The sequence below is a fragment of the Arthrobacter sp. 05N428_2 genome (genome assembly GCF_056397065.1).
In genome coordinates this window covers 1-15,441 of sequence record NZ_JBFTMR010000020.1, presented here as the reverse complement: position 1 = coordinate 15,441, position 15,441 = coordinate 1, and the positions used below count along the sequence as shown (strand labels likewise).

Here is a 15,441-nt window from a genome sequence, read left to right as displayed (position 1 = left end):
CGAACCAGAGAATTCGCGCGTCATCGATCTGAAGAAAGCGTACGCGCTAGCGCTCCAGAAGGACGGCGCCACCGTGGAGGGATACGCCATCTCGCGCATGCGACATTCCGCGAGCCGGCGATTTCTATTTGGGGGCTGCAGACAGGGCACTCGTAGCATCAGATGACGCCTCGACGCCGATCGACGAAGTTTCCTGGAGAGCGGCGATCAAACCACCAGTCATAGGCGACAGCCTTACCGTCAACGGCCACATCAAGAACTTCTTCGGTATCGTGATGCATTCGAAGCCGACTCGGGCGGTCTACGAGCGCCCGGGCTTCTTCCGGGCTCGACCGCAACGCTTCATGGCAATAACGAAACGATTCCTTACCCGTCTGTCAGCGAGCAGCTGGATTATGAGCTGGAAATCGGATACATCATTGGCAAGCCCGGCAGGAACGTCACGCCTGAGGACGCTTTCAAGCACGTCGTCGGTATCACCATTTTCAATGACTGGTCCCTCCGCGACCTTCAGGTTCTCGAGGCACCAATTGGCATGGGTGCTCAGCATTCGAAGGACTTTGCCTACGGCATCGGACCGTGGATTGTCACCCTGGACGAGATCATGTCGATCATCGGCCTCAACGGTCAAGTACGCGTCAACGGCGAAGTCTGGTCCAAGACCAAGGTCGAGGAATTTACCTGGACGCCAGAGGAGACTGTCTCATATGTCGCCCAGTTCGACGGCTTGCAGCCTGGCGATCTCATCGGTTCCGGCACAATGGCGTTCAGCGCTGGTGCCGAACTCTAAAAGTTCTTGCAGCCCGGCGATGTGCTCGAACTTGAGCTCGAAGGTGTCGGTGTATTGCGCTCTCCGATCGCGGAGCAGAAAGAATCGCCAACGTGGTGGCCTACGCCACAGCCCTTCCCCTTTGAAGAGGACTAAAGCATGCCCGGACGAAAGCCCCTGCGTCGCGTAGTGACCGGTCACAATGACGAGGGTCGTGCCGTCATTCTCTTCAACGATCACGACGCACTGAACTCGTTCACATCCGGGGTTGTGCCCGGATTCGGTGCCTCCGTCGTTTGGTTCACGCCCGAGGGATCAGTCGACCACGTGTCGGACCAAGATCGAGCGCCGGCTGGCCGCGAGTTCAATTTCCCCGAAGTAGGACAGACCGTGGTGCGAGTCGCCGATTTTTCTCAGGACGCCGGATACCCGCAGGACGCGGGCGAAGCGGTCTTCGACGAGATGGGCGGTCAGGAAGGGCGTGCGGCTGGCATTGAACACAGCGGTGGTAAACACTTCTGGTTCCACCGCACCGAGTCAATCACTACGCTATGGTCCTTGAAGGCGAGATGACGCTCCTTGTCGATGATGGCGAAGCCACTTTGAAGGCCGGTGACGTCGCAATTCAACGCGCCACTGCGCACGCATGGTCGAACCGTACCGACAAGGTCGCCCGCGTAATGTTCGTTATCGTCGGGACCGAACCGATCGCACCGGCACAGATAGCGGCGAAGCGGGCATTAATCAAGGCTTCGATGCCACCTGACCGCCGACTCGGCGGTGAGATCGTGAGATAAGCACCGGGCTCGGTCAACCTCGGACGGTGCCCGCGCGGCTCGTCCAGCTGGCTTCCCGCTGCCGTTCGTGCAGGGCCAGCAGCGTGGTGAGCAGTGCCCCAGCCGGTGTTGGCAGCCAGGTCGTAAACGCCGTGCGGCACCGCCTTACCGACCCTGCGCATCGGCCGTACCCAGGAACGGCCCCGGCGCGAATCGCCAGGGCCGTCGACAACATCATGCCAACGCGGACGGCACAGCTTCGTCAAGGAGAACCGTTCAGCACCGGGGAGCTCGCCACGTCGCGCCTAACGTGCAATAGTGTCGGATTTCCGCATGATCATTCGGTGGATCTCGGCACGGAGCTCCAGATAGTCCGGGCGAGACTTAGTCTCGATCTGGTCGCGTCCGGTGCCCAGCGGTATTTCGACCAAGGCAGCCACGGAGGCCGGCTGACCTGACAAGACAATGACCTTGTCGGCGAGGTACACCGCTTCCTCAATGTCGTGCGTCACCAGGACGATCGTAACTCCAAGGCGGTCCCTGATATCAAGCATCAAATCCTCGAGGTCCGCACGGGTCTGGGCATCCACGGAGGCGAAGGGCTCGTCCATGATCAAGATCTCGGGGCGGTAGGCCAGCGACCTCGCAATCGCTGCGCGCTGCTGCATGCCGCCTGACATTTGCCACGGATACAGGTCTTTGGCATGCCCCAGGTCCACATCGGCTAACGCCTGAATCGCACGCTTCCGACGTTCCTCGCGCGAGAGCCCGAGACGGCGCAGCGGCAGCTCCACATTCTTTCCCACCTTCATCCAGGGCATGAGGGACCTGCTGTAGTCCTGGAACACCACCGAAAGTTCCGCAGGTGGCTGCAAGACAACTCGTCCGTTGACCCTCACTTCTCCGCTGTTTGCGGGCCCCAGCCCCGACAAGGCACGCAGCAGCGTGGTCTTGCCCGTGCCGGATGGACCAACGATGCAGACAAACTGACCGTTCGCCACGGAGAACGTGACATTGGCGAGAACCTGGTTGTCGCCGAAGGACTTGCCGAGCCTGTCGGCTTCCAAAATGGGAGTCACTATGGATTGCATGTGGACCTTCTTTCAGCTTCGCGATTCGCGGTGCCAACCGAGCGCAAATCGTTCGACGAGCATAAGGATGACGTTGAGTAAATAGCCGATGATGCCGAGCAGGATCATCCCAGACCACATCTCGGGCAACGAGAACTGGCGCTGGGTCTGCAGGATGAAATAGCCGATCCCATGCGAGGCGCCCATCAGTTCGCTGGCGAACATCAGGATGACTGAAACCGCGAGGCTGGCCCTGATCCCTGCAAAAATCTGTGGGGACGCGCTGGGGACGACCACCCGAAAAACCCAGTCGACGGGGCGAAGCCTGTTGGACCTTGCGACGTCCACCAGCGCAGGGTGCACTCCCCTGACCCCGTCGATTGTGTTGAGCAACACCGGCCACAGCGCCCCCAGCACCACTATCACGACGCGCATGTCGGGACCGATGCCCATCAGCTGGATGGCCAACGGCAGCATTGCCACCGCGGGCAGATAGCGCATGAACTGCAGCAGTGGTCCCACGGCCGAGGCGATGGCATCGTTCAGCCCGAGCACGATGCCCAGGCCAACTCCGAGCACGATGGAAATGCCCAGACCGACCACTACCGAGTTGAGACTGGGCACGACGTGTTCCCCCACGAGGTCGAAGATCCACAGCTCATGGAACCTCTGCCAAATCTTGGCAAGCGGAGGAAAGAAGATCGATGTGCTTCCGGCGCTGGCAATCCACCACAGCGCAATAAGCAGCACCGGGACGATGGCGGGCAGGAAGAACCGGGGGATCCTTTGCCTCATGGGCTAACCTTTCGATGCGACGGGTGCCACGCGAGAGCGCTGCGTTCAAACCAGCGGAATGTTGAGTCGATGGCCATGCCAAGGACCCCGCATAGCACGATGTAGGCAAACATCTGCGGCAGCGCACCACCGAGTTGATGAATGACGATCTGCTCCCCGAATCCGCCCGCGGGCATGACGATCTGCGCACTGATTGAAATCAGCAGGCAGATAGCGGCAGCCAGTCGGACCCCGGTGGCCATGTACGGCAGTGCCGTCGGGAGCAGAAGCCGGGTCACCGTGTCCCAGCGGCGGACGCCGAAGGAGCGGAAGGTGTCTCGGGCCACGGGGTCCAGGTCGCGCGCGCCGTAGATGGTTTGCATGAGCATTGCCCACACTGCACCGAAGAAGGCCAGCAGGATCGTGCTCTGCAGACCCGCACCGTAGAGCAGGACAACCAGCGGGACAAAGACCAATGCGGGAATGGTTCGCAGGAAATCGAGCGCGACCACGGACATCCGGTAGGTTAACCGGCTTACGCCGAGCGGAAACCCGATGACCACGCCGATGACTACCGCGAGCAACAGGCTGATAAACCAGCTGGTCAGAGTCTCGGCAAGGGGTCCCCACAGCGATCCGTCCAGGACAAGTCCCAGCACCGCGCCGGCCACAACCAGCGGCGTGGGCACGGCACCAAGCTGCCCGGTGCTCGCCCCTACCTGCCAGGCCCCGAGCACAAGCACGACGACGCCCAGCTGGGATAGCCGGCTCACCGTCCCTCTTCGTGATGCGGCTTTGGACGGCCGGTGCTTGGTCGGTGCCTTAGCTGCCTGCAGGGGTCCAGATGAGCTTTGCCGGGTCGTAGCCGTCACTGATGAATCCTTCCTTGACCATCAAGTCGGAAAAGGCCTGGATATCTTCGACGCCGAGCTTTGTGTCATAGGTGGGAATCACGGACTTCGCAATGACTTCCGGGGACAACGAGGTGAATTCCGGGACGACCTTGCGCACGGCCTCCGGATGCTCGTTTGCATACTCTCCGGCGCGCTTCATTGCCTTGGTGAACCGCTGGACAGCGTCCGGGTTGGCCTTCGCGAATGCATCACTGGCCACCCACTCCAACGCGCTCATCCCGCCGATACCCTCGGTGAACGGCCGTCCGATCACGGGCAGATCCGCGGCTTGTGCTTTGGAAAGGAATGGGTCGACGATGAAAGCCGCATCAACCCGATTGGATTGAAGGGCCGGAACCATGTCCGGGTACGCGATCTCCACGACTTTCACTTGGCCGGGATCTACGCCAGAATTCCTCAGGAGTACCCGCAGGGCCAGCTCGGGCGCCGACTTTAGCCCCACTACGGCCACCGTCTTGCCGGAAAGATCTTTGATGGAGCCGACACCGCTGCCCCGCGCGGCGACCAGAGCAGTCGTGTCATGCTTCGGGTCTATCGGATAGCGGTCACTGCCCGAGACGACCCGGATCGGCAGCCCCTTTGAGGCAGCCGTGACAATGGGAACCGAGGTCATCAGCGCCATCTGGAGTTGGTTGTTGAGCAAGGAGGGGATCGCCGTCGACGCGGTCTGGATTGTCGTGGCCGTGACATTCGAGCCCTCGTCCTTGAAAAATCCCTGCTGTTCTGCGATGTAGACGGAGGCCGCATTGGCTATGGGTGTCACGCCGACGGCCAATGCCACGGTGCCTCCTGCCGATTCCTTGGGCGCTGCCCCGCTGGCTGAGCAACCGGCCAGTAACAATGCGCTGGCCGAAAGGGCAGCAATCGCTGCTAGGGTTCGGGAAGTTCTGGGCATTAGTCCTCCAGTGTCGTCTGTTCTCGGATTCGAAACGGTCCGGCTCGTATTGGACGCTAAGCGACGCTCCCGGTCTTGTCAAGGCCACCCCCGGGCTTCCCACGAGGCCGAGCGTCTCCGCGAGTAGGTGACGGTAAGGGGTCGCGGTCTAAGAAATCCCGGGCATTCCATATGAAACGCGGCACGGACGCGATACGATACGAGTCGAACGTAATTGCGGTGTGCGTCACTTCAGCCCAGTTCCACCGAAATCCAAGGAGAACAATGTCCACCGAGACCGCTACCGTCGCCGAGGTGCTTTCCAGCCCCTGGAAAATCGACGGCCTCACCATCAAGAACCGCTACGTCCTCAGCCCCATGGCAGTGCTCCAGCCCACGAAGGACGGCCACCCCAGCGAGCAGACCATCGCATTCCTCACCACTCGTGCACGCGGAGGCGCCGGGCTGCTGATCATCGGCGGCACTGTTGCCACCGAGCGCGGGAACCAGGAAGCGCCGTTCCAGCCTTTGATGCGCTTTGACCGTGACGATTTCGTTCCGGGACTCAAGCGCATGGTCGATGCTGTACACGAACACGATGTCCCGATCTTTGCCCAGATCTTCCCAAGCTTCGGTGCCATGGGCGTACCTGCCGAGGGCAGGTCGACACGTGCGGCAAGCCCTAAGCCCGTCCGCATGGCAGCACCTCGCCTCCCGCACGGCCTCTACATTCCCGGCGGGCGCACCAATCCGACTCCGGACGAAATCACCAAACATGAGATCCTGGAAGTCCAGAACGATACCGTCGCCGCCGTGCTCAGGGCCAAGGCAGCCGGCTTCGACGGCGTCGAGCTCGGCGCACACATGCGTTACCTCTATTCCTCCTTCCTTTCCCCGCGCACCAACTGGCGGACCGACGAATACGGCGGCAGCGCCGAAAACCGCGCCCGCATCCTCGTCGACACGATTCGTGCGATTCGCGCCGAAGTCGGTGCTGATTATCCGGTGGGCTTGAGGATGAGCAGCAATGACCACCTTCCCGACGGCCAGGGACCCGAGGGATTCGCAGAGGTGGCGGCGATCGTCGCACGGGAAGGACTCGGATATGTCGCCCTGAGCGATGCAAATTACGAGTCGATGAACGACAACGTGACGTCCGAATCGGGTGCAATCATCGAGCACGGAGAGCCGCAGGCATTCCGGGCCGCCATGCCCAACGTCCCATTGCTCCTGAGCAGCACCTACAACCCGCGGCAAAGCGCAGATGCCATCACCGCCGGATTCGCTGACGGGATCATGCTGGCGCGGCAACTGCTGGCCGACCCGGATTTCCCCAACAAGGTGCTCCAGGGCCGACAGAATGAGATTACGTGGTGCGACCACGACAACTCGTGCCTGCGACGCCTGATCCTTAATGTGCCGGTGCGCTGCCACAAGAACGCAGCGATGGGACGCGAAGCGGTTCTCGCGGGGGCAAAGGAACCTGTATCCATTATGCTCAAGCGTCCGGTGGAGAGCCTGCTAATCGCCGCGACCGGTTCCCCGGTTCTCATGGGCATCGCCGACAAGCTGGCAACCGCCGGCCAGAAGGGCTCAAAGAACTGACCTATGGCCGCGCCGGACCGCCGCCATAGGGGGGGTCCGGCGTGGAAACCTTGGCACGAAGGCGTGTGCGCCCGGACTCCACCGTTGGAGTCCGGGCGCACACGCCTTTTAATATGGGGCTTCTTAGAAACTCACTCCACCGGCCGAAGGGCGCGTCCTGTTCCGCGGTAGATGGCCACTGTCCGTTCCCCCGCGCGTACCATGACGTCCACAATCATCCGGCGGCCCTCGTGGAAGCTCACTTCCGCGGAGGCAACCAGTTCGTCGGCGATGTGAGCCGGAGAAATGTAGGAGATGGAAGCCTCGGCGGTCGCTATTCCGGCGCCGAAAGTGTTGGCGGCCATCGCGAAAGCGGTGTCGGCCAGGGCGAACACCAGACCGCCGTGGGCAATGCCGTGCCCGTTGGCCATGTCAGGCATGACGGTCAGGACTGCAGTGGCTCGCCCCTCACTGGCACGCAGCACCGTGATGCCCATGCCTTCCAGGGCACGGTCGGCGGCCAGCATCGAGCGGGCTGGCTCAGCAATCAGCGTTGCGGGGTTCACGCGAGCCGCTCCACTACCATCGCCATGCCCTGGCCACCGCCGACGCAGAGCGTGGCCAGGCCGAGCGCACCGTCGGTGGTCTGTAATCCATTGATAAGCGTCCCGACCAGCCGGGCGCCGGTCGCGCCGAAGGGGTGCCCCAGTGCGATTGCCCCGCCGAACGGGTTGACCCGCTCCGGATCGGCGCCAAGCTTCCGCACCGCGGGAACCACCTGCGCGGCGAAAGCCTCATTCAGTTCAATAATGTCAATGTCCCCGATCGTCAGTCCGAGGCGCTCAAGCAGGCGGCGGGACGAGTCCACCGGACCAAGACCCATGATTTCCGGCGAAAGGGCGCTTGCGGCACTGCCCAGGATGCGGGCCAGCGGCTTGAGCCCCAGTTCGCCCGCGCGCTGTGCACTCATGACCACCAAGGCAGAAGCACCGTCATTGAGCGGACTGGCGTTTCCTGCCGTGACTGTTCCGGATTCGTGGAACACGGGCTTCAGGCCGGAGAGGGCCTCCAGGGTGGTGCCAGGGCGCGGGCCGTCGTCCGTCCTTACCACGGCGCCTGTGGTCGTGGTCACCGGGACGATCTCGCGGGCGAAGTATCCGGACTTGATGGCCTGCTCTGCCCTGAGCTGGGATTCCAAGGCCCACTCGTCCTGGTCGCGGCGGGTGGTCCCGGTTTGGCGTGCCACGAACTCGGCGGTTTTGCCCATGGACACGTAGACGTCGGGCAGCTGCCCATAATTACGCGGATCCTCCCAGCGCTGATCCGATTCGAAGAGCTCGTCGGCACGCCGTGCCGCGTCCGCGAAAGCGGGGTGCGGGGACTCCACTACTGGCGGCGTCGAACTCGTCGATTCGACGCCCGCGACCAAAAACGCTTCCCCGTCGCCGGCCTTCACTGCCTGGGCCGCCATCGCGGTGGCCTGCAGCGAGGAGGCGCAAAACCTGTTGACGGTCACCGCCGGTACGTTGTCCATTCCGGCCAGCACCATGGCGCGGCGCCCGATGTTGTCGCCCTGGGCACCCTGCGGCACCGCGCACCCAACGTAGGCGTCGGACAACCCGATAGAGTCAATGTGCCCGAGGTCTGAGAGCGCTCCGCGGATTGCGGCTACGGCAAGATCTTCGGGACGCACTCCGGCCAGCGAGCCCTTGCGGGCGCGTCCGATCGGGGTCCGGCGGTACGAGACAATGACCGCGTCATTGGACGCGATGGCGGTACTCACGATGATGTGTCCTTTCATTGTGGATCGCCCGTCGGCAGACTTAATCCACGGGCCGGGAATGGAATTCGCCGGATCGGGATCGCCAAAGTGCCGTAGGTACATTAGGTACCGAGACAGACGTACAATCGAATATATACGGACCGTATCGTATTGCACAAGGTTTCGGCCTTCTTACCGGGCGTCCTCGCTCATTGCGCGGGAGGAGCGGGTACTCTACCTGCCACTACTTTGCAGCAAGCCCCTCAAGCGCCGTCTGCATGACGGCATCGGTGGCCTTGGCGGCGAGGGGGCCGGATTGGAACAACAGACGAAAGTAGATCGGGGCGTAGAGCATCTCCGTCACGACTTGAGCATCGAGATCCTTGCGCATTGACCCCTCGCTGATGGCCCGCTCAACCAGGGACTCAACAACCAGCGCACGCGGGGACCAGAAATGCTTCTTGAACTCAGACATCGCTGCCTCATCCTGCTGGCACTCTCCAATGAGTTGCGCCACGAGCCGGCCCTCACTACTGGCGTAGACGTCCGCAAGCGAGGCCATGTGCTCACGGAGCGCGTCGATCGCGGACAAGTCCTCCCGCACTGGGGTCCGTGCCACATGGTTGTCCAGGAATGTATCGATTACCACAGCAACCTTGCTCGACCACCACCTGTAGATGGTGGTCTTGCTGACCCCCGCTTCGCGGGCAATGCGCTCAATGGAGAGTTTTTGAACCGTAAGCCCTTCTGACCCCGAGTCTTCGAGCAACTTCATGGTTGCTTCCAAAACGGCCCGACGACTCTCTTCGCTTCTAATTGCCATGCGCCAACAATACGTGCCAGATCATCCAATACGAAACGTACGCAATCACTTGCGGGCGATTCCTTTGCTCCGGACGTTAGGGGACCCCAGATCCAGCCGTTGGTTGGCAGCCAGCCGACGAGATGCCGCGCCATCTTTGAATACTGATGTGACGCACCTTACAATCGGTACGGGGCGGATCGAATACTTGAAAGGTGGCCATGATGTCAGTACTGGACACTCGTTCGGTGCCACCAGCTGAGCGCCGGGACTACTGGTCGGCGGGGATCGCCGAACGCTTCTTCCCCATGCAGGTCGAATCGGTCGGGGCGTCGTCCTTTGAGGCCCGCCTGGCAGGTGGGCAGATGGGACCGGTCCGGGTCCAGTCCATCCAAGGGCTTGCCCACCGCGTGGCCCGGACGCCACAGATGATCGCGACTGCAGACCCCGAATGCATCTTGCTGTATCTGCTGACCCAGGGCTCCATCCATATCGAGCAGGACGAGCGCAGTTGCGTCCTCCGCCCCGGCGACGTTGCGTGCCAGGATACGTCGCGGCCCTCCACCTTTGAGAGCCGAGAAGGTTTCGAGGTAGTCGTCTTCAGCATTCCCAGATGGTTCATCGGGGCGCAGTCCGAGGGCATCACCCGGCAATCTGCTACGAGGGTGGATTCGGGCCAAGGACGACTCACCGGGCCGGCAACGCCGTTCCTCGCACAGCTCGCCCGAACCATCACGAGCGGCGGCGGGCTCTTAGGCTCCGACGGGGAATCCGCGGCAGAAATGCTTCTGCCGCTACTCCGGGGCATGTACGGTGCCCAGGAGATTTCCAATCCGCAGATTACCGATCCGCGCTCCCGCTCCGAGGCCTTCCTCGCACGGATGCAGCGCTACGTGATGGAGCACCTGCACGATCCGGAACTCGGACCCGAGCTGATCGCACAGGCCCATTACGTGTCCACCCGCTACGTGCACAAGATCTTCGCATCCTCCGGCAGCGGGGTGTCGTCCTGGATCCGCGAGCGGCGGCTTGAAGGTGCTGTGTTGGATTTGCGCCGGTCTCCGGAAACGACGATCGCGACTGTTGCCGCGAGGTGGGGATACCGCCATCCGGCCAGCTTCAGCAGGGCTTTTCGCGAGGTGCACGGTTTCGCGCCGCGGGATGCCAGGCAGTTGCCGGAAGGACCTGGGAACCCCCCGCCCTTTTAGTAAGGCGGGGGGTCCTAAGGATGCGCGGTCAGATTTGCGGGAAACCGGCCTTCCTCAAGCGGGTGCCCCAGATCCCCGACTTGCCCGGGGCGATGATCCCGTTCGGGTCGAGGGTGTCCTTGATCGTCTCGTTGAAGCGCCGCAACGCGTGATCATTGAAGCCGAATTGGTCAGCCGCCAGGTCCATAAAGGACAGGTGCGCCCGGTATTCACCGTAGCCTCGCTTCCCCGCCTCCGCGACCATGCGCTTGGCAAGGGCATACGCCTTGGCGACCTGCTCCGGATTTTTAGTGTCAAAGGGGATCACGTTGATGAACGTGGTCGACCTGGCGTTGATCGGGAGCATGCCACCGAGGAAATCAAGGCCCACCTCCGCGCACATTTCGGCCATAAGCTTCTGCGCGGCGATCGCGTGCTGCGCCGTGAGCGGGATGACCGGCGAGAAGTCTACGTGGCCGCCCTCCTCGCCGCCTGACCATCCAGCCATCTTGTACAGGTCCTGGCTCGGCACCCCGATCTGCACCCGCTCATGCGGGTTAGGCAGCGTCTCCCAGGCGTCCGCCCCGTGCTTCTGGCCCATAAGGTCCACGCTCGGGATCTGAAGGAAACGGGCCTCGAGCCTCGCGAAGTTGTGGTCGACCACCGCCTCGTCGCCATAAAGGGCAAAGCGCATCATCCAACGGCCAAGTCCCATCTCCTTGGCGATCTTGTCGATGATCTCCTCGGGCATCGGGCCCTCACCGGTGTACCACTCAGCACGGGTGGTGAGCATCGAGGCCATGCATAGCGTGTTCGACAGCTGCGGGCGCATGTCGATCGTGCCGGCCAGCATGAGCTCGCGCAGCGCATCGACTACGGCGGGCATCTGCGCCTCGTCCCAGACGCGCAGCCACAGCGGCATGTACACCTCGGGTTTGGGCATCAGCCAGTAGCCCATCTTTGTGACGATGCCGTAGTTGGACTGCATGAACATCTCAGTCGAGGTCGGCCCAAGGCCACGCTTGTAGAGCGGCCACGTCGGGTTGTTGTCCATGGCGCCCGAGCCGGTGCGCATGAGGTCGCCGTTTGGGAGCACCACCTCGAAGCCGCAGTGCGAGGCCTGGTCGATCGAGTACGGCATGTAGGTGAGCCCGTGCTCGAGCGTGTTCGAGACGACGCCTCCCCAGCCGATGTCCACGATGGAGGCGACGAGGTTGTGGCCGCCAGCCTTGATTGCGTCGTGCAGGTCGTACCAGCTCACACCGGGCTCCACGATGGCGTACCCGAGCTCCTCATTGATCTCCAAGACGCGGTTCATGTTCCGGAAGGACAGCATGACGGAGCCGCGCACCTGCGGGGCGGCTCCCCCGTAGCCGTTGTTCTTGCCTCGGCTTATGGGCCACAACGGGATTCGATACTGGTTTGCGATCCGAACGACTGCCTGGACGTCCTCGGTACTCGTGGGGCTGACGACGGCGGACGGGAGATTCGTCGCGGAGCCGGGAACCTGGAAGGGATCCTGGAAGTCCTCCAGGGACGCGGCATCGCTAGCAACCTTCTCTTCGCCGATCGCAGCGGCGAACGCCGCCAGTGCCTCTTCAAGGTCGGACTCGGTGACGCCGGGTGGGAGCGGGCGAACGGACGTCTCAGGGGTAATACTCATCTTAAACATCTCCTTTGATGCAGTGTGGCGTGCGTAACACGTGCTGCTTATCCTGAGCCATCTGGGCCGGGGCTGGGAGACCGCCCGACCCGTAGTGCAGTTCGTGCACAGAAGTGTGCACGAACTGCACCATCACACCGCTCCGTTGCCCCGTCCCCTCCGCGCCGTGGTTGCATGGGCCCAATACATAAAACGAGGTAGACGGAGAAGAAACCATGACTAGTGGTCGTCTTGAAGGAAAAGTGGTTCTGCTGACAGGCATCGGCGGCGGGATGGGCCGGGTGACCGCCCGACTGTTCGCACGTGAGGGCGCTACAGTCGTCGGTTGTGATCTCGATGCAGTAGGAGCCGCGGAGACGGTACGCCTGGTGAAGGCGGAGGGCGGCACGATCGAATCTAGCGCTCCTTTGGACCTGGGAACCCGGGAGGACATAGATCGCTGGGTGGGCGATGCGCTCGAACGTCACGGACGCATCGACGTGCTTTACAACAACGCCAGCAAACCGAAATTCGCGCCCTTCGCACAGATGAGCGCCGAAGATTACCGTTTCACCCTCCAGAACGAGCTGGACCTGGTGTGGCACGCCTGCCAAAGCGCATGGCCGCACCTTGCCGCCGTCGGCGGTGCGATTGTGAACATCGGCTCGGGCGCCGGGATCCAGGGCGCACGAGCCCTGCCGCAGGCCGCCCACGCTGCCGCGAAAGGGGCCGTCATCGCTCTCACCCGGCAACTCGCGGCCGAGGGTGTCGCCGTCGGCGTTCGCGTCAATTGCGTGAGTCCTGGGGTCATGGCGACTCCGCCGGTGCTCGCGATGTTCGAGGAGTACGGCGAGAACGCGCCGGTCGCCCCGATCGTAGAGCGCACCATTGACGGCAAGCCCGGGGACCCGCTCGCCGTCGCGTATGCAGGCCTTTACCTCGCCTCTGAGGAAGCGAAATGGGTCACGGGATCCCACCTGGTCGTAGACGGCGGAGCCAGCGCAATGATGTAGGTCCGAGCCAGGCCAAGGGGCGGTCACCGGCCAATCCGCCTGGAAACGTCATGTAGCCACAGCCCACCCTGCCTTGAAAAGTCAAGAACACGGATCCACCAGCCGGCCGACCCGAGGAAGTGGCGACCCGGTCCCAGCAGCAGCACCAAAAAGGCCGCCGCAGGGCCTATAAGAGAGCAGTTTGTGCCACACTGTGGCCCAAAGCCCCACTGACCTGCGGAAACACTGTGCCCGAGGTGGGACTCGAACCGGACTCCCGCCCCTGCAAATCCGCCACTCCCCCGAAAACCTCCGCAATCCGGCCCAGTCCGGCACTAGTACGACCCGCTCCGAAACCCAAGGTGTGGACACTGTCCACACCTTCACTTTTGTCCGACTCGGCATGCCTATATAGCCGTCCGGGCGCGACAGTTGTGTCTTGCAAGCGATCTCGCCCCGGCAAAGAGAGCCGGCCTCCCGAACAGGACCGGCCCCGAATAGGCACAACACAAGAGGGCTAACCTCAAGCTCGAAATCGACGACAATCACAGCGGAGTACATCCTTTCCAACATCTCATGGGGAAGAGAACAGCAACCTGCATGACCGGCAGCCCGATCTTCCACGAAGTAGGCACGAACCGCCGACGCCGCAACGGAGCACGCCAGCCGAGGGGACTATCTCATTAACGGTGTATCCGGCGGTTTCTTTTAGTAGCTTTCGGCTGCCGGGAATCGGTCGCTGAAAGTGATGGCGAAGGCGTTCAAAGCGGGCTTCCAGCGCATTGTCCATCGGGTCCTGCCGGCACCGGTTGGATCCAGGGATCGGGTGACCAGATACAGGCACTTTAGCGCAGCCTGCTCTGTCGGGAAATGACCCCTCGCCTTCACGGCCCGCCGGTACCGGGCGTTCAGAGATTCGATCGCGTTGGTCGAGCAGATCACGCGCCGGATTTCCACGTCGTAGTCCAGGAACGGGATGAACTCCTCCCACGCGTTCTCCCACAGGCGCACGATCGCCCCGTATTTCCTGCCCCAGCGCTCCGTGAGCTCCTCGAACGCCGCCCGGGCGGCCGCGGCGTTGACCGCGGTGTAGATCGGCTTCACATCGCGTTTGAGCGCGTCCCAGTCCTGCCTTGAGGCCAGCCGGAAGGTGTTCCGGATCAGGTGAATAATGCACGTCTGCACGGTCGTCAGCGGCCACACATTGGCCACGACCTCCGGCAGGCCCTTGAGCCCGTCGCAGACCAGGAAAAAGCTGTCCTTCACGCCGCGGTTCTTGATGTCGGTGAGCACGCTCATCCAGAACTTCGCGCCTTCCCCGCCGGTCCCGGCCCAGAGGCCCAGGATGTCTTTCTCACCGGCCAGCGTGACTCCGATTGCGGCGTAGACGGGCCGGTTGGCGACCTGCCCGTCCCTGACCTTGACCACGATCGCGTCGATGAAGATCGCCGCGTAGATCTCATCCAGTGGCCGGTTCTGCCACGCCGCCATCTCTTCAAGCACCCGGTCGGTGATCCGCGAGACCGTTTCCTTAGAAACCGAGGCGCCGTAGATCTCGGCGAAATGTGCGCTGATCTCCCCGGTCGTCAAGCCCTTGGCATAGAGCGAGAGGACCATCTCATCAACGCCTGACAACCGGCGCTGGCGCTTGGCAACGATCTTCGGTTCGAACGTGCCCTCCCGGTCCCGCGGAACGTCAATGTCCACCGGGCCTGTCGTCTCCGTCAGCACGGTCTTGGACCGGGTGCCGTTGCGCGAGTTGGCGGTGACCTTAGCCGCCGTGTCATGCCGTTCATAACCGAGGTGCTCGGTCAGTTCCTCGTCCAGGGCGGTCTCGATGACGGTCTTCGTCAGCATCTTCAGCAGCCCGTCAGGACCGGTTAGGGACAGCCCCTGTTCCTTCGCCATCCTCACCAGCTCGCGCGCGGCCTCGGCCTCGGATTCCTCTGTCAGTTTCTCAACGATTTTCGTACTCGGCACAGCCTCAAGTGTTGCGGCCATATCGGGCTCCCTCCCGCCAGGCTCACCGCCCGGCGTGTCGAGCCAGATACACCGTTAATTCCACAGTCCCCAGCCGAGTCACCAACGTCCGTGGTTAATACATCTGATATGTAGGCCTTCCTTGTCAAGAGGGCATGGGTGAGCGGTCCAAGGCTGGATGTCTTGGACCGCTCTTTTGTGTTCGCTCCCCGCCTGCTCCGGTTGGCCGGCGCGTCTTGATCGACGGCGCTGTCAGACTGATATGCGCGGGTTGGCTACCGCAGGACGAGGTGTTCGGCTACGAGGTGTTCGGCT

General features: G+C 62.5%; 15 protein-coding genes. 5 read left to right on the top strand and 10 right to left on the bottom strand.

All coding sequences use genetic code 11. The features are described 5' to 3' along the window. Nucleotides 1-193 precede the first annotated feature (193 nt). Nucleotides 194-790, top strand: a complete 597-nt coding sequence (locus AC1DGI_RS16390; protein WP_476899604.1) for a fumarylacetoacetate hydrolase family protein — start codon at nucleotides 194-196, stop codon at nucleotides 788-790. A 294-nt stretch (nucleotides 791-1,084) separates the two neighbouring features. Here the strand turns inward: AC1DGI_RS16390 and AC1DGI_RS16385 are convergent, their stop codons facing one another. After that, nucleotides 1,085-1,285 (bottom strand): hypothetical protein, encoded by a 201-nt coding sequence (locus AC1DGI_RS16385; RefSeq protein ID WP_441402627.1) that lies wholly within the window; start codon nucleotides 1,283-1,285, stop codon nucleotides 1,085-1,087. Nucleotides 1,286-1,287: 2 nt separating this feature from the next. Between AC1DGI_RS16385 and AC1DGI_RS16380 the strand changes: the two genes are divergently transcribed. Then, nucleotides 1,288-1,566: a cupin domain-containing protein gene (locus AC1DGI_RS16380; RefSeq protein WP_476899603.1), complete on the top strand. Its 279-nt coding sequence runs from the start codon at nucleotides 1,288-1,290 to the stop codon at nucleotides 1,564-1,566. Between the two features lie 284 nt (nucleotides 1,567-1,850). Here the strand turns inward: AC1DGI_RS16380 and AC1DGI_RS16375 are convergent, their stop codons facing one another. Genes AC1DGI_RS16375 through AC1DGI_RS16360 form a run of 4 tightly spaced genes read right to left on the bottom strand, consistent with a single transcriptional unit; the run spans nucleotide 1,851 to nucleotide 5,084 of the window. Next, nucleotides 1,851-2,636, bottom strand: a complete 786-nt coding sequence (locus tag AC1DGI_RS16375) for an ABC transporter ATP-binding protein (protein WP_476899590.1) — start codon at nucleotides 2,634-2,636, stop codon at nucleotides 1,851-1,853. Between the two features lie 12 nt (nucleotides 2,637-2,648). Next, nucleotides 2,649-3,410 carry an ABC transporter permease gene (locus AC1DGI_RS16370; RefSeq protein ID WP_476899589.1) on the bottom strand — a complete coding sequence of 254 codons (762 nt, stop codon included), beginning with the start codon at nucleotides 3,408-3,410 and terminating at the stop codon, nucleotides 2,649-2,651. Continuing rightward, nucleotides 3,407-4,162 carry an ABC transporter permease gene (locus AC1DGI_RS16365; protein ID WP_476899588.1) on the bottom strand — a complete coding sequence of 252 codons (756 nt, stop codon included), beginning with the start codon at nucleotides 4,160-4,162 and terminating at the stop codon, nucleotides 3,407-3,409. The genes AC1DGI_RS16370 and AC1DGI_RS16365 overlap by 4 nt, the downstream gene beginning before the upstream one ends. Nucleotides 4,163-4,211: 49 nt before the next feature. Next, a complete protein-coding gene (locus tag AC1DGI_RS16360; protein WP_476899587.1) occupies nucleotides 4,212-5,084 on the bottom strand; it encodes an ABC transporter substrate-binding protein in 873 nt (290 codons plus the stop codon). 378 nt (nucleotides 5,085-5,462) lie between these two features. Between AC1DGI_RS16360 and AC1DGI_RS16355 the strand changes: the two genes are divergently transcribed. Then, the gene (locus AC1DGI_RS16355; protein ID WP_476899586.1) at nucleotides 5,463-6,782 is read left to right on the top strand and encodes an NADH:flavin oxidoreductase; all 1,320 of its coding nucleotides are present in this window, start codon (nucleotides 5,463-5,465) and stop codon (nucleotides 6,780-6,782) included. A 131-nt stretch (nucleotides 6,783-6,913) separates the two neighbouring features. On the opposite strand, the gene AC1DGI_RS16350 is transcribed toward AC1DGI_RS16355, so the two are convergent. The 3 genes from AC1DGI_RS16350 to AC1DGI_RS16340 form a co-directional block, all read right to left on the bottom strand. Further along, nucleotides 6,914-7,327, bottom strand: coding sequence for a hotdog fold thioesterase (locus tag AC1DGI_RS16350; protein ID WP_441402056.1), 414 nt, complete (start codon nucleotides 7,325-7,327; stop codon nucleotides 6,914-6,916). Beyond that, nucleotides 7,324-8,544 (bottom strand): acetyl-CoA C-acyltransferase, encoded by a 1,221-nt coding sequence (locus tag AC1DGI_RS16345; RefSeq protein ID WP_476899585.1) that lies wholly within the window; start codon nucleotides 8,542-8,544, stop codon nucleotides 7,324-7,326. The genes AC1DGI_RS16350 and AC1DGI_RS16345 overlap by 4 nt, the downstream gene beginning before the upstream one ends. A gap of 223 nt (nucleotides 8,545-8,767) precedes the next feature. Then, nucleotides 8,768-9,298, bottom strand: a complete 531-nt coding sequence (locus AC1DGI_RS16340) for a TetR/AcrR family transcriptional regulator (protein WP_441402054.1) — start codon at nucleotides 9,296-9,298, stop codon at nucleotides 8,768-8,770. Between the two features lie 248 nt (nucleotides 9,299-9,546). Here AC1DGI_RS16340 and AC1DGI_RS16335 point away from each other — a divergent pair, with 248 nt between their 5' ends. After that, entirely contained in the window at nucleotides 9,547-10,533 is a 987-nt protein-coding gene (locus AC1DGI_RS16335; protein WP_476899584.1) for an AraC-like ligand-binding domain-containing protein, read from the top strand. Nucleotides 10,534-10,561: 28 nt separating this feature from the next. On the opposite strand, the gene AC1DGI_RS16330 is transcribed toward AC1DGI_RS16335, so the two are convergent. Next, nucleotides 10,562-12,175: an FAD-binding oxidoreductase gene (locus AC1DGI_RS16330; RefSeq protein WP_476899583.1), complete on the bottom strand. Its 1,614-nt coding sequence runs from the start codon at nucleotides 12,173-12,175 to the stop codon at nucleotides 10,562-10,564. Nucleotides 12,176-12,417: 242 nt separating this feature from the next. Between AC1DGI_RS16330 and AC1DGI_RS16325 the strand changes: the two genes are divergently transcribed. Beyond that, nucleotides 12,418-13,167 (top strand): SDR family NAD(P)-dependent oxidoreductase, encoded by a 750-nt coding sequence (locus AC1DGI_RS16325; protein WP_476899582.1) that lies wholly within the window; start codon nucleotides 12,418-12,420, stop codon nucleotides 13,165-13,167. Nucleotides 13,168-13,854: 687 nt separating this feature from the next. On the opposite strand, the gene AC1DGI_RS16320 is transcribed toward AC1DGI_RS16325, so the two are convergent. Continuing rightward, complete coding sequence (locus tag AC1DGI_RS16320; protein ID WP_476899581.1) at nucleotides 13,855-15,147, bottom strand: IS256 family transposase; 1,293 nt, start codon at nucleotides 15,145-15,147, stop codon at nucleotides 13,855-13,857. Nucleotides 15,148-15,441 lie beyond the last annotated feature (294 nt).

What these genes read in the sequence shown, in the direction of transcription:
- AC1DGI_RS16375 (WP_476899590.1), bottom strand. Translation starts at nt 2,636, where the DNA reads ATGCAATCCATAGTGACTCCCATTTTGGAAGCCGACAGGCTCGGCAAG.
- AC1DGI_RS16370 (WP_476899589.1), bottom strand. Translation starts at nt 3,410, where the DNA reads ATGAGGCAAAGGATCCCCCGGTTCTTCCTGCCCGCCATCGTCCCGGTG.
- AC1DGI_RS16355 (WP_476899586.1), top strand. Translation starts at nt 5,463, where the DNA reads ATGTCCACCGAGACCGCTACCGTCGCCGAGGTGCTTTCCAGCCCCTGG.
- AC1DGI_RS16340 (WP_441402054.1), bottom strand. Translation starts at nt 9,298, where the DNA reads ATGAAGTTGCTCGAAGACTCGGGGTCAGAAGGGCTTACGGTTCAAAAA.
- AC1DGI_RS16335 (WP_476899584.1), top strand. Translation starts at nt 9,547, where the DNA reads ATGATGTCAGTACTGGACACTCGTTCGGTGCCACCAGCTGAGCGCCGG.
- AC1DGI_RS16330 (WP_476899583.1), bottom strand. Translation starts at nt 12,175, where the DNA reads ATGAGTATTACCCCTGAGACGTCCGTTCGCCCGCTCCCACCCGGCGTC.
- AC1DGI_RS16320 (WP_476899581.1), bottom strand. Translation starts at nt 15,147, where the DNA reads ATGGCCGCAACACTTGAGGCTGTGCCGAGTACGAAAATCGTTGAGAAA.